Source organism: Methylocystis parvus OBBP, from assembly GCF_027571405.1.
Taxonomy (GTDB): domain Bacteria; phylum Pseudomonadota; class Alphaproteobacteria; order Rhizobiales; family Beijerinckiaceae; genus Methylocystis; species Methylocystis parva.
Window position 1 is genome coordinate 1,903,514 of record NZ_CP092968.1, and the last position, 13,238, is coordinate 1,916,751.

Here is a 13,238-nt window from a genome sequence, read left to right on the forward strand (position 1 = left end):
GGACACGCCAAATGACGCCTCCTTCCGCCGACGCCATGAAACGCGCCGCCGCCGCCGCCGCGCTGGAATCAGTCGCACACGGCATGAGGCTCGGCCTCGGCACCGGCTCCACCGCCGCGCATTTCGTCGATCTCCTGGGCGCGCGCGTCCGCGAGGGACTGGAGGTCGTCGGCGTGCCGACGTCGGAGCGCACCCGTCTCCAGGCCGAAAAGCTCGGAATCAAGCTTTCGACCCTTGACGAGACGCCGGAACTCGACCTCACGATCGACGGCGCCGATGAATTCGACGCGTCGCTGCGGCTCGTCAAGGGCGGCGGCGGCGCGCTGCTGCGCGAAAAGATCGTCGCGGCGGCGTCGAAACGCATGTTCGTCATCGCCGACGCGACGAAAGAAGTCGCAACGCTCGGGGCCTTTCCTCTGCCGGTCGAGATCGACCGCTTCGGCGCGCGCTCGACCAGACTTCATATCGAGAGAGTCGCGCGCGGGCTTGGGCTCGAAGGACCGATCACGCTGCGCATGGCGGCGCCGGACGCGCCCTATCTCACCGATGGCGGGCATTACATCTATGACTGCGCCTTCAGCGCGATCGACGAGCCGGAGACGCTGGCGCAAAGGCTCGAATCCATTCCCGGCGTCGTTGATCACGGCCTCTTCATCGGCCTCGCAACGGCGATCTTCGTCGCGGGGGCGAGCGGCGTGCGGATCATCGGCGACGTGACGGGCGGCGGACTATGAGCGGATACGACTACGATCTCATCGTCATCGGCGCGGGCTCGGGCGGCGTGCGCGCGGCGCGCATCGCGGCGAGCCATGGCGCCAGGGTCGCCATCGCCGAGGCGTTCCGCGTCGGCGGCACTTGCGTCATACGCGGCTGCGTGCCGAAAAAACTCTATGTGATGGCGAGCCGCTTCAAGGACGAATTCGATGACGCCAAAGGCTTCGGCTGGCATGTCGGCGAAACCGCTTTCGACTGGCCGTGGCTCGTCGCCGCGAAAGAGAAGGAGATCACGCGCCTCTCCGGCCTCTATGAGCAGACGCTCTCGAACAACAAGGTCGAGCTGATCCGCGCCCGTGCGACGATCGCCGGGCCGAACGCCGCGCATTTCTCGGACGGGCGCACGGCGAGCGCGCGTTACATCCTCGTCGCGACAGGCGGCGCGCCCGTGCTCGCGCCGCATATTCCGGGCCTCGAATGGGGGCTTTCGTCAAATGAGATCTTCGACCTTCCGACATTTCCCCAGCGCTTGCTGATCGTCGGCGCGGGTTATATCGCGGTGGAGTTCGCCAGCATTTTCGCGCGGCTCGGCGCGCAGGTCTATCTCGCCTATCGCGCCGATCTGCCGCTGCGCGGCTTCGATGAGGATCTGCGCAAGCGCGTCGCCGAGGCGCTCACCATCGCCGGCGTCTCGCATCATGTCGGCGCGCTGCCGACGCGCATCGACAAAACCTCGAAAGGCTTTTGCGTCTCCATGAGCGACGGCGAGACGCGCGACGTCGACGCCGTTCTCGTCGCGACGGGCCGCCGGCCGCTGACGCAGAATCTCGGCTTGGAGCGCGCGGGCGTCGCGACGCGCGAAAACGGCGCGATCGTCGTCGACGAACATTCGCGCACCAACGTCCCGAGCATCTATGCTGTGGGCGACGTCACCGATCGAATCAATCTCACGCCGGTCGCCATTCGCGAGGGACACGCCTTCGCCGACAGCGTTTTCGGCGATGCGCCGACGACGGTCGATTATGACTGCGTCGCGAGCGCCGTTTTCACGACGCCGGAAGTCGGCGCGGTCGGTCTCGCCGAGACGGCTGCGCAATCGAAATATGGCGCGCTCGACATTTACGAGACGAGCTTTCGTCCAATGAAGGCGACGCTCTCGGGACGCAATGAGCGCACTTTCATGAAGCTCGTCGTCGACGCCGCGAGCCAGCGCGTCGTCGGCGCGCATATTTTTGGTCACGAAGCCGGCGAGATGGCGCAGCTCGTCGCCATCCCCATGCGCATGGGCGCGACGAAGCGCGATTTCGACGCGACCATGGCCGTGCATCCGACGGCGGCGGAGGAACTGGTGACGATGCGGACGCCGTCCCGGCGGGTCGCCTCATAGGCAAAGCCAGAGCCGGATTACGTTATTCGGCCCGATGGACTTAAAAAGCGGCTTGCCGAAAAAGCTCGGCTGGGCGCATAGTTGCTCAGCTTTGGGGGAAGCTGCACGGGGCAATTGCATCAAGAAAATCGGTCTCCAAAGCGCCGCCGGATATTTTCCAATGCGTTGCCAAACAGGGGGCTATCGATGAGTGATCATTATTTCTATCCCGTCATCGGAACGGTCCGTCGGTCGTTCGCGGTAAGTCTCCTAGCGCTGACGACGGGGCTCGCCTCGGGCGCAATAGCGCAAACGCCGCGATCCGGCTTGAACCAGCAGACCTTCGATCAAATTCAGTCGATTGCCTCCGACAAATCCAAATGGACTTCGGCGCAGAAGAAACTCGATCCGGGCCTACTTTATGCTTCACGGGCGGCGAAAGGTCAGCCGCCCGTGCCGGGCAGCGGCGCGCCGCTGCCGCATATGCACGCCGAGGACGTGATCGACGGCAATGGCTTTGCGCTGGTCGACATCGCGACGACCGACGCTGCTGGCACTGTCGCCAAAATTCAGGCGGCCGGCGGCAGCGTCGTCTCGTCCTTTCCTCAGTATAACGCTGTCCGCGCCAGCGTGCCCGTGAGCAAGCTCGAAGACCTCGCCGGCTCCGCTTCCGTCAAAAGCATTCGGCCGGCCGAGTTCCCGCAGACCAACCAGATGATGGTCCCGCGGCTGGAGAAGCTGGAAAATCGGCTGGATAATATGCGCGTGCAGCTCGCCAAGGCGTTCGGCGGGGGGGCCGCTCCGGGCGCGCAAGTCAATTTGGGAACAGGCGCGACCGTCTCCGAAGCGGTCGTCGCCCATGGCGCGGATATCGTGCAGAACGCAAGCGTCACCGGCTCCGGCGTCAAAGTCTGCGTGATGTCGAACGGCATTTCGACTCTTGCGGCGCGTCAGGCGGCCGGCGAATTGCCGAATGTGCAGATCCTCGGCACCGGACAGGCGGGCTCCAGCGGCGACGAGGGCACGGCCATGCTGGAGCTCGTGGCCGACATGGCGCCCGGCGCTTCGCTCGGCTTCTCCACGGCGAACAGCTCCAAGGCGCAATTCGCGCAGAACATTCTCGATCTACGCAATGTGATGGGATGCAACGTCATCGTGGACGACATCACCTATTTCTCCGAGGGCGCGTTCCAGGAGGATATCGTGGCCAACGCCGTGACGACGGTCGTCAATTCCGGCGCGATGTATTTCTCCTCCGCTGCCAATTCCGGCCATCTCAGCGGCGGACAGTCCGGAACCTGGGAAGGCGATTTCCTTGACGGCGGCGCCGTCTTTGGGCCCATTGCGGCGGGAGGGGAAACCGGCAACTTCCACAACTTCGGAACAGCCGGCAGTCCCGTTCTGTTCGATACGCTTACGGCGTCGGCGTCGCGCATTTCCTTGCAATGGGCCGATCCGCTCGGCGCCGCCGGCGACGATTATGACGTTTACGTCGTCAACGCTGCGGGAACGACAGTGCTGGGCTTCTCAGCCGCCATACAAAACGGCACGCAGGATGCGTTCGAGTTCATAAGCGGCTCTTTCCCGTCCGGATCGAGAATTTATATCGTCAAGTTTTCCGGCGCCGCGCGGGCGCTCCGGCTCGATTCCAACCGCAGCCGGCTCTCCATCGCCACGAATGGCTCGACCTTTGGACACAATGGCGGCGTGAAGACGATCACCGTCGCGGCCGTCAGCAACAATTTCGCGCCGATCAGCGGCCGCAAGCTCAACGCGTCGGATACAATCACGACCTATAGCTCCGACGGGCCGCGAAAGCTGTTTCTCAATCCTACCCCCGCGACGAGCTACATCACCTCGGGCTGCGCGACATTCGCCTGCGCCGGCGGCGGCGGCACGCTGCTGCCGAAGGTCGACATCTCCGCCGCCGATTGCGACACGACCACGACGCCGGGCTTCATCCCCTTCTGCGGAACCTCAGCGGCCGCGCCGCAGGCGGCCGCCATCGCGGCTCTCGTCAAGTCCTCGGCGAAGTCCCTCACCGGCTCGCAAATCCTCTCGCGGATGCGGGCGACGGCCATCGATATCATGGTGGCGGGCCGGGACGTCGATTCGGGCTCGGGCATCGTCATGGCGGACGCCGCGGTGAACACGCGCACCACGTTCCCCCACGACCTCAACGGCGACAGCGCCGGCGATATTCTCTGGCGCGACCAAACCAATGGCAACGCCATTGTATCTCTCGTCAATAATGCGTCGATCACGTCATCCGCCTTCGCCGCCAACCTGCCGCTGTCATGGACAACCCGCGCGACCGGCGACTTCAATGGCGACGGCAGGAGCGACATTCTCTGGCGGGACGCCAGCGGCAATTACGTGGTGTCGTTCATGAACGCCGCGGGCGGCATCGCGAGTTCGAGTTTTCTCACCAATCTTGCAGGGGGGTGGTCCGTATCGGGGACCGGCGATTTCAACGGCGACGGAACAACCGACATCCTCTGGAGCAATCTCAATACCGGCGACAGGGTCGTATCGTTCGTCGTGAACGGAAACATCGTCTTTTCGCAGTTTATCGTCAACTTGCCGCTGGCGTGGTTGATCGCCGGCGTGGGCGATTTGAATAGCGACGGCCGCGCGGACATTGTCTGGTACAACAACGGGAACGGCAACGTCGTCGCCTCTTTGATGAACTCGAACGGCACCGTGATCGCATCTTCGACCTTTCTCGCCAGCCTGCCCACATGGACGCTCACCGGCCTCGCGGATTTCAACGGCGACGGCCGCAAGGACATTCTCTGGCGAGATGCAACCGGCGCTACGGTGGCTTCGCTCATCGCTGCTAATGGATCGGCCATCTCGTCTTCCCAGTTTCTGGTTACGCTGGGGACGCCTTGGACCGTGGCCTTATTGGGCGACTATAACGGCGACGGCCGCAGCGACATTCTCTGGCGCAACAATACGACCGGCGCGACAGTCGCTTCGCTGATCGGTCCGGGCGGAACGACGATTTCGTCATCGTCGCTGCTGGCGACTCTACCGACCAACTTCGAGGTCCAGTCCCTCAATCAGAACTGAGCGAGAGGCCCGCCTCTCGTTCCAACCACGCTCCGCGGCCCGCGCCCGCCACGCGCAAAAGCGAGCCGGAGAGCGACAATCACACTTCGCCATTGCGAGCCGCCGTCCTCCCACCTGGGAGCGGCGGCGCCTCGACGGCGAGAGGCGGAGGAGCCATACGGTCCAGCGCCGCTCCAATCGCCCTCCGCGCCGCGCCGGTTTTCGCCTCGGTCAGAAGCGAGAAGCCGTAAGCGCTCGCGACGGCGAGGATCGCGACGGCGATGGCGACCGCGTAATTCGCGCCCGTCGCAAGCTGCGTCGCCCAGTCGCGCCCCATGACATGCCCGATGAAGGCGCGCGCGAAGATCACGATGGGCATGTGGATCGCGTAAAGCGAGAAGGAGAAATCCGCGAGCGGCTTGTGCAGCGTCGCGCGCAGCGCGGCGAAGCCGGTTTGCGGCGCGTCGCGGAAGACGACCAGAAGATTGGCGAAGCTGAGCGCGGCGGCGAGATCGGCGGCGAGGCCGAGCGCCGGATGCGCCTCGAGCAGCGGCCCGCGCACGACGAGCCGAATGGCCGCGATGACGGCGACGAGAAGAGCGAGCGACGGCCATCGTCCGCGGATCAACGGGCGCGGGGCGCGGGTTGCGAAGGCGCCGATGGCCCAGATGGCAAAGCCGAACAGGAACCAGTTGGCGGGCGAGGACAGCCCTGCGACAAGAGCGAGCCCGAGCGAGAAACCGGCGGCGCGCCAGCCGAAACCGTAGACGCGGGCGAAAGGCAGCATCAGCAAGGGGAAAGCGACATAATACCAGAACTCGCAGGCGAGCGACCAAAGCGGCCCGTTGGTGCCGAAAGTGTCGACAAGGAGGCTCTGGAGATTGAGAAGCCCCGCAAGGAACAGCCCCGTCGAGAAATGCCCCTTGAACGTCGGCCAATCGTAAACGCCCGAATCCGCGAAAAGGACGCGGCCGAGGGAATCGAGCGCGAGCGTCAGGAGGAGCGTCGGGATCAGCACGACATAGACCCGCGCGAAGCGATGAATGAAATAGTCCCGAAGATAAGCTTGTCCCGCGGCCATCCTGGCGAGCGCGCCGCCTCCGACGAGCCAGCCGGAGAGGACGAAAAAGCCGACGACCGCCTGATGCCCCATCGCCGTCCCGGTGAAAAACCACCAGACATAGGCCGGCGGCGCGTGCGGGGCGCTCATAATATCCGCCTGATTGACGAACATGTTGTTGACATGGAGCGTCAGGACGGCCAGCGCGCCCATCCAGCGGGCCGCCTCGATCAGCTGCGAAAGCAAGAAGGGCATCGGCCTCCGGTCAAGATTCGGGCGTCGCCAGTCGCGGGCTTATAGACCCGGCGCGCGGCCGCGGCCAGCCGAACGGCGCAGGCGCAGGCCCGAAAGGGTCGCATTGATTCGATTTTTCCTCTATAAGCGCCTCTCGCGCCGATGCCCCCGGCGCCGGAAGCCGCCCGCTTGGGCGTTGATTTCGTGGAGTTTTGGAAGTGGAACGCTGGACGCCAGGCAGTTGGAGGAATATGCCGATCGAACAGACGCCGGTCTATCGCGACCCGGCGGCGCTGGCCGATGTGGAGTCCCAACTCGCGGGCTTTCCCCCGCTCGTTTTCGCCGGCGAGGCCCGCAATCTGAAGCGTCAGCTCGCCGACGTCTGCGCCGGCAAGGCTTTCCTGCTCCAGGGCGGCGACTGCGCCGAGAGCTTCAGCGAGCATTCCGCCGACAATATTCGCGACTTCTTCCGCGTCTTCCTGCAAATGGCCGTGGTGCTGACCTATGCGGCGGGTTCGCCCGTGGTGAAGGTCGGCCGCATCGCCGGCCAGTTCGCCAAGCCGCGCTCCTCGCCCGTCGAGAAGAAGGGCGAGGTCGAGCTGCCGAGCTATCGCGGCGACATCATCAACGACATCGACTTCACGGAAGCGTCGCGCGTGCCCGATCCGCAGCGCCAGCTTCTCGCCTATCGTCAGTCCGCGGCGACGCTGAACCTCATCCGCGCCTTTGCGGCGGGCGGCTTCGCCAATCTCGAAAACGTGCAGCGCTGGATGCTGGGCTTCGTGAAGAGCAGCCCGCAATCCGAGCGCTACCAGAAGCTCGCCGACCAGATCACCGAGACGCTCTCCTTCATGCGCGCCATCGGCCTCGATCCCGAGCATCATCCGGAACTGCGCGGCACCGACTTCTACACCTCGCATGAGGCGCTGCTGCTGCAATATGAGCAGGCGCTGACGCGCATCGACTCGACGACGGGCGACTATTACGCGACCTCCGGCCACATGCTGTGGATCGGCGACCGCACGCGCCAGGAGAACGGCGCGCATGTCGAATTCATGCGCGGCATCAAGAATCCGATCGGCCTGAAATGCGGTCCGAGCCTCAAGCCGGAAGGCCTGCTGCGCCTGATCGACGCGCTCAATCCCGAAAATGAGCCGGGTCGTCTCACCCTCATCTGCCGCTTCGGCGCCGACAAGGCGCAGGACGCGCTGCCGCCGCTGCTGCGCGCCGTGACCCGCGAGGGCCGCAACGTCGTGTGGTCCTGCGATCCGATGCATGGCAATACGATCAGCGCCGCCGGCTACAAGACGCGTCCCTTCGACCGGATCATGTCGGAGATCCGCGGCTTTTTCGGCGCGCATCAGGCGGAAGGAACCTATGCCGGCGGCATCCATCTCGAGATGACCGGCAAGGACGTCACCGAATGCACGGGCGGCGCCCGCGCCATTTCGGAGGACAATCTCCGCGACCGCTACCACACCTATTGCGACCCGCGCCTCAACGCCGAGCAGGCGATCGAAGTCGCCTTCCTCGTGGCGGAGCTCCTGAAGGCCGAGCGCGTCGCCCGCGGCGTGCCGGAGCAACACGCGGCGGAGTGATCGCAACGCCCTCACTGCAATGGCGGTTTCGCACGTATGGCGCCAGATTTCCCGTCATTGCGAGGAGGCGCAGCCGACGAAGCAATCCAGAGGCGCGCCATGGTCCTGGATTGCTTCGCTCCGCTCGCAATGACGGGAGAAGACTGCGACGACTGGCGACGACCCTTTCAACCTCCAGCGCTTCCTCGACGCACAAGCCGACAGCTACGCCCGCGCGCTGACTGAACTACGCACCGGCCGCAAGACCAGTCACTGGATCTGGTATGTCTTTCCGCAGTTGAAGGGATTGGGCTTCAGCCGGGCGAGCCAGTTCTACGGGCTCACCGGCCTCGACGAGGCGCGCGCTTTTCTCTCCCATCCGATACTCGGCCCGCGCCTGCACGAATGCGTCGAGGCCATACTCGCGACGAGAGACAGCGGAGCGGATGATGTGCTCGGCTTCACCGACGCAATGAAATTTCGTTCGTCGATGACGCTCTTCGCGAAAGCGGCTCCGCGAGACGCGCTCTTCGCGCAGGCGCTGGCGCGCTTCTTCAACGGCGAGCAAGACGAGAAGACGCTCTATCTCCTGCAAAAATAAAGGGCGCGAAGCGCGCCCTTGATAATCTGGAATCTTATTCCCAAGCGAATCAACCCACAGTATCTTCAGCTTCGCGCACGGTCATGGCGTTGCCGTGCCAGACGAAGTCGTCGAAGAGCAGCGCGTCGACGAATATCACCGGCAGCAGCAGGTCGCGGGCAATGAGCGCGAAGGGCATGCGCCAATCGAGCACGAAGCCGCAGATGCGGGCGAGCCAGAGTTCGCCGAGATGGAGCGAGAACATCACCGCCGCCGCCACGAACAGCGCCGAGGCCGCGTCGCCGCCAAATTCCAACGCCGCATAGGCGCCGAGCACGACGGCCGCGAAGCTGCCATTCATGAATTCCGGCGCGTAATGGGCGGGAAACGTCACGCGGCGCAGGCGCGCCCAGCGCACATGGCGCGAATAGACCTCGCGCGCCGTGCGGGAGCCGAGCGGCTGCTCAAAGGGCATGTCCACAAGCCGCACAGTCATGTTCTGCGCGCGGATGACCTTTGTCGAGGCGGCGTCCTCGGCGATCTCGGCGCCCAGCGCGCGGATGCCGCCGGCGCGGTCAAGCACGTCGCGGCGCCACATCATGTTCTTGCCCTGGGCGAAGCCCGCGCCGATCGCCTCCGCGCCATATTGCCAACGCGCCTGGAAAGTATTGAGGATGGCGCATTCGACCACGGCCCAGAAGCCCTTCGGCCGCGAGCCGATCGGCATGGAGACCGTCATCGCCGTGTCGGGTTCGAAAGCGGCGAGCAAGGTCTGGATATAGTCGCGCGGCGGCAAGGCGTTCGAATCGGCGAGGACCACATAGTCGTAACGCGCCGCCTCCCAGCCCTTGACGCAATTGTTCAGCTTGGGATTGGCGCTGACATAATCGTCGCCCACAAGCAGGCGGGCGTCGTGCGACGGGTGATCGGCGATGACGCGCTGAACGAGCGGGATGATTTGATCCTGCGGAGACTGAACGCAGAAGATGATCTCGTAATGCGGATAATCGAGTTCGAAGGTGGCGCGCAGCGTTTCTTCGCTAAAGGTCTCGATCCCGCGCAGGGGACGCACCAAGCTGACCCAGGGCGCGTCGGCCGGGACCGGCAAATTGCGTTCGCGCGCGCGGCATTTGCGGCCCATGAGCCACACGCTCGCAAAGTTCATGACAAGGATGAAGGCGCACCAGCCGGCGCAGATATAGGCAAGGATCATAGAGGCTTCGGCTCAGGCGTCGAAACGGAGGGGTTGGCGGCGCAGACGCAGATCGCTCGAACGGTCGCGGCGGGCGACGCCCGGACGCGGCCAGTTCAATATTCCGACTGACAAGGACGCCGGCTCTTGGCAAAAGGGGCGTGGCGCGAGAATCTTTTCCCGCTGCGCGCTTTGCGAAAACTCCTGACGAAGCTTCCTCATGACCTCTCCGATCGTTCGTTTCGCGCCGTCGCCGACAGGCCGCATTCATATCGGCAATGCGCGGGTCGCGCTTTTCAACTATCTCTTTTCTGCGACGAACCATGGACGATTCATACTGCGGTTCGATGACACCGATTTCGCCCGGTCTACCGAGGAATTCGCGCGGGCGATCGAGGTCGATCTCGCATGGCTCGGCATCGTCCCGCACGAAACGTTCCGGCAGTCGCAGCGGGTCGCGCTCTACGACGCGGCGGCCGCGAAACTGCGCGAAGCGGGCCGCCTCTATCCCTGCTACGAAACGCCGGAAGAGCTCGAGAAGCGCCGCAAGATGCAGCAGGCGCGCGGCCTGCCGCCCGTCTATGACCGCGCGGCCCTGAAATTGACCGGGGCCGACCGGGAGAGGCTGGAGGCGGAGGGCCGCCATCCGCATTGGCGCTTCAAATTGGAGCCGGGCGTCGTCGAATGGAGCGACCTCATTCGCGGTCCGTCGCATATTGACTGCGCGGCGCTCTCCGACCCGGTGCTGATCCGGGAGGACGGCAGCTTCCTCTACACCCTGCCCTCCGTCGCCGACGACATCGACATGAAAATCACCCATGTCATCCGCGGCGAGGATCATGTGACGAATACGGCCGTGCAGCTCCAGCTCTTCGCGGCGCTCGCGCCTCAGGCGCCGCCGCCTGTCTTCGCCCATCATAATCTGCTCATCGGCGCGAGCGGCGAAGGTCTTTCCAAGCGCACCGGTTCGCTCTCCCTCGCGTCGCTCCGGGACGAAGGTTATGAAGCGCTGGCCGTGGCGGCGCTCGCGACGCTCACCGGCTCCTCCGACAATGTCCACGCCGTTCGCTCGCTCGGCGATCTCGCCAGAAGCTTCGATCTCGCCCATGTCTCGCGCAACCCCGCGCGATTCGACCCGGACGATCTTTCGACCCTGACCCACCGCACGCTGGCGCTCCTCGAATTCGAGGATGTGCGCGAGCGCCTCGCCGCCCTCGACGTCGTCGGCCACAAGGCCGAACCGCTCTGGCGGGCGGCGCGCGGAAATATCTGGACCTTTGACGATATCCTGAAATGGCGCCGCGTGGTCGACGGCGAAATCGACGCCGTCCGGGAAGACCCCGCCTTTCTCGCGGAAGCGGCGGCGCTTCTGCCCGAGGAGCCCTGGGACGAAAACACCTGGGCCGCCTGGACGGGCGATCTCAAGACCGCGACGGGACGCAAGGGCAAGACGCTTTTCCACCCGCTGCGCCTCGCCCTCACGGGCGAACAGAGCGGACCGGAACTCGCGGCGCTGCTGCCGCTGATCGGCCGCGCGAAGGCGCTGGCGCGTCTTGCCGGTTGAGGCCGAAATCAACGCCCGCATTTCGCTCGGCGAATTGACCAGGGTTTTCGCCCGTGTCGCGCTTTTGAGCTTCGGCGGCCCAGCTGGGCAGATGGCGCTGATGCATCGCGTGCTGGTCGACGAGAAGAAGTGGCTTTCCGAGCGCCGCTTTCTACATGCTTTGAATTTCTGCATGCTGCTCCCGGGTCCCGAGGCGCAGCAACTCGCGACCTATGTCGGCTGGCTGATGCATGGCGTTGCGGGTGGGCTCATCGCAGGCGGACTTTTCATTCTGCCCGGCGCCGCCGCCATCATGGCGCTCAGCGTCGTCTATGCGTCCTATGGCGCGACGCCCGCCGTCGAAGGCGCCTTTTTCGGGCTCAAAGCGGCGGTTCTCGCCCTCGTATTTTCCGCGATCCTGCGGCTGGGCGAACGCGCGCTGCAGACGAGAGCGCAGCAAATCGTCGCCGCCCTCGCCTTCCTGGCTTTGTTTCTTTTCGATGCGCCCTTTCCCTTGGTGGTCGTCGGCGCGGGAGCCGCCGGCTCGCTTTTCAAGGGCTTTCATCCTCAGTCCGCAATTGAATCGTCGCCTCACGAAATGCGAGACGCCATAGCGCAGCCGGATGCGCGGGAAGCGCGTAACGCAGCTTTCATTCTGGCCGTCCTCTGGCTCGCTCCATTGGGCGCGCTGTTCATTTTTCTCGGTCCCGAGGACGTCTATGCGCGGATCGCCTTGTTCTTTTCCAAGATGGCGGCGGTCACTTTCGGGGGCGCCTATGCGGCGCTCTCTTACGTCGCACAACAAGCGGTCGAGCGCTTTCACTGGCTGACTCCCGCCGAAATGCTCGACGGCCTCGGCATGGCGGAGACGACGCCCGGGCCGCTGATCATGGTGCTGCAATTTGTGGGCTTCATGGCGGCCTATCGCAACGCCGGCGCGCCGCCGCCGCTCGTCGCCGGCGCATTGGGCGGGCTGCTCGCGACTTACGTCACGTTCGTCCCGTGCTTTCTTTGGATTTTCGCCGGCGCCCCCTTCATCGAGCGGCTGCGCGAGAACAAGGCGCTTTCCAGCGCGCTGTCGGCGATCGCAGCCGCGGTTGTCGGCGTCATCGCCAATCTCGCTTTATGGTTCGCGACGCATTTCCTGTTTCGCGGGCATTGGACGCTCGCCCCCCTTCCCGTTCGCTTGCCGGACATAACCACTTTCGACGCAACGGCCTTTGCGCTCTCCATGGCCGCCGGCGCCCTATTGCGGTTTGGCCTCGCCCCGGCGTTGATTTTCGGCGCCGGGGCGGGTCTCCTCGTCAAGTTGATCTGATCACCCGCGCAGCACGGCGACGCCGAAGAGATAGGGATGCGCCAGCAGGACGACCGCAAATAGCGCCGTGCCCGCGCCGAGCGCGATCGCGTCGCCCCTCGTAAACGCGTCGAGGCGCGGCGCGCCCTCGTCCCCGCGGCGCTTGACGGCGATGCGGTCATAGACGCCGAAGGCCAGGAAGGAGCCGAACAGGATCATGCCGCCGAGATCGCCATTGGCGAGAAGATGCGCGGCGGCCCAGCTTTTGATCGCGACAAGCGTCGGATGGCGCAGCCAGCCGCGGATGCGCGAGGGCGGCGCGCGGCGGCTCGCCAAGGCGACAAAGGCGAACCAGACGAGCGGCATGGCGACGTGGCGCGCCCATGTCGGCGGGTCCCAGATATGGACCATCCCCTCGGCCCGATAACGGGAGAAGCCGTAGACAATGAGAATGAGCCCGAGAAGCGCGACCGCCGAATAAGCGCCCTTATAGGCGTTCAGGCCGTATTGCTCGATGATTTTGGCGCGCGCGCCGCGCAATGTCGAGAAAACATGCGCGCCAAGAAACAGTGCGATGCCGAGGATGAGAATGAGCATTGCCGCAAATTCCTCAAAAGTGAC

The 13,238-nt window shown here is 64.7% G+C and carries 9 protein-coding genes and 1 pseudogene; 7 read left to right on the forward strand and 3 right to left on the reverse strand.

The genetic code is table 11. The features are described from left to right. Positions 1-11: 11 nt before the first annotated feature. The 3 genes from rpiA to MMG94_RS09300 all read left to right on the forward strand — a co-directional run bounded on the left by rpiA (position 12) and on the right by MMG94_RS09300 (position 5,155). Entirely contained in the window at positions 12-734 is a 723-nt protein-coding gene (gene rpiA, locus MMG94_RS09290) for a ribose-5-phosphate isomerase RpiA (RefSeq protein WP_016918218.1), read from the forward strand. After that, on the forward strand, positions 731-2,101 hold the full coding sequence (gene gor, locus MMG94_RS09295) for a glutathione-disulfide reductase (RefSeq protein WP_016918217.1): 1,371 nt from the start codon (positions 731-733) through the stop codon (positions 2,099-2,101). Before rpiA ends, gor begins: the two co-directional genes overlap by 4 nt. A 186-nt stretch (positions 2,102-2,287) precedes the next feature. Continuing rightward, positions 2,288-5,155: an FG-GAP-like repeat-containing protein gene (locus MMG94_RS09300; RefSeq protein ID WP_016918216.1), complete on the forward strand. Its 2,868-nt coding sequence runs from the start codon at positions 2,288-2,290 to the stop codon at positions 5,153-5,155. Positions 5,156-5,234: 79 nt separating this feature from the next. On the opposite strand, the gene MMG94_RS09305 is transcribed toward MMG94_RS09300, so the two are convergent. Further along, positions 5,235-6,449, reverse strand: a complete 1,215-nt coding sequence (locus tag MMG94_RS09305; RefSeq protein ID WP_016918215.1) for an acyltransferase family protein — start codon at positions 6,447-6,449, stop codon at positions 5,235-5,237. A gap of 230 nt (positions 6,450-6,679) precedes the next feature. On the opposite strand from MMG94_RS09305, the gene MMG94_RS09310 reads away from it, so the two are divergent. Together MMG94_RS09310 and MMG94_RS09315 are read left to right on the forward strand one after the other, a co-directional pair. Beyond that, positions 6,680-8,026, forward strand: a complete 1,347-nt coding sequence (locus MMG94_RS09310) for a class II 3-deoxy-7-phosphoheptulonate synthase (RefSeq protein WP_016918214.1) — start codon at positions 6,680-6,682, stop codon at positions 8,024-8,026. A 175-nt stretch (positions 8,027-8,201) separates the two neighbouring features. After that, positions 8,202-8,606: pseudogene (locus tag MMG94_RS09315) on the forward strand (DUF1810 domain-containing protein); the annotation flags it as partial. Between the two features lie 49 nt (positions 8,607-8,655). Here the strand turns inward: MMG94_RS09315 and MMG94_RS09320 are convergent. Continuing rightward, positions 8,656-9,798, reverse strand: a complete 1,143-nt coding sequence (locus tag MMG94_RS09320; protein ID WP_016918212.1) for a ceramide glucosyltransferase — start codon at positions 9,796-9,798, stop codon at positions 8,656-8,658. A 199-nt stretch (positions 9,799-9,997) separates the two neighbouring features. Between MMG94_RS09320 and gltX the strand changes: the two genes are divergently transcribed. Both gltX and chrA read left to right on the forward strand, forming a co-directional pair. Beyond that, positions 9,998-11,341, forward strand: coding sequence for a glutamate--tRNA ligase (gltX, locus tag MMG94_RS09325; protein WP_016918210.1), 1,344 nt, complete (start codon positions 9,998-10,000; stop codon positions 11,339-11,341). Beyond that, positions 11,331-12,638 carry a chromate efflux transporter gene (gene chrA, locus MMG94_RS09330; protein WP_016918209.1) on the forward strand — a complete coding sequence of 436 codons (1,308 nt, stop codon included), beginning with the start codon at positions 11,331-11,333 and terminating at the stop codon, positions 12,636-12,638. The genes gltX and chrA overlap by 11 nt, the downstream gene beginning before the upstream one ends. Here the strand turns inward: chrA and MMG94_RS09335 are convergent, their stop codons facing one another. Beyond that, positions 12,639-13,214 (reverse strand): NnrU family protein, encoded by a 576-nt coding sequence (locus MMG94_RS09335; protein WP_026016005.1) that lies wholly within the window; start codon positions 13,212-13,214, stop codon positions 12,639-12,641. Between the last annotated feature and the right edge of the window lie 24 nt (positions 13,215-13,238).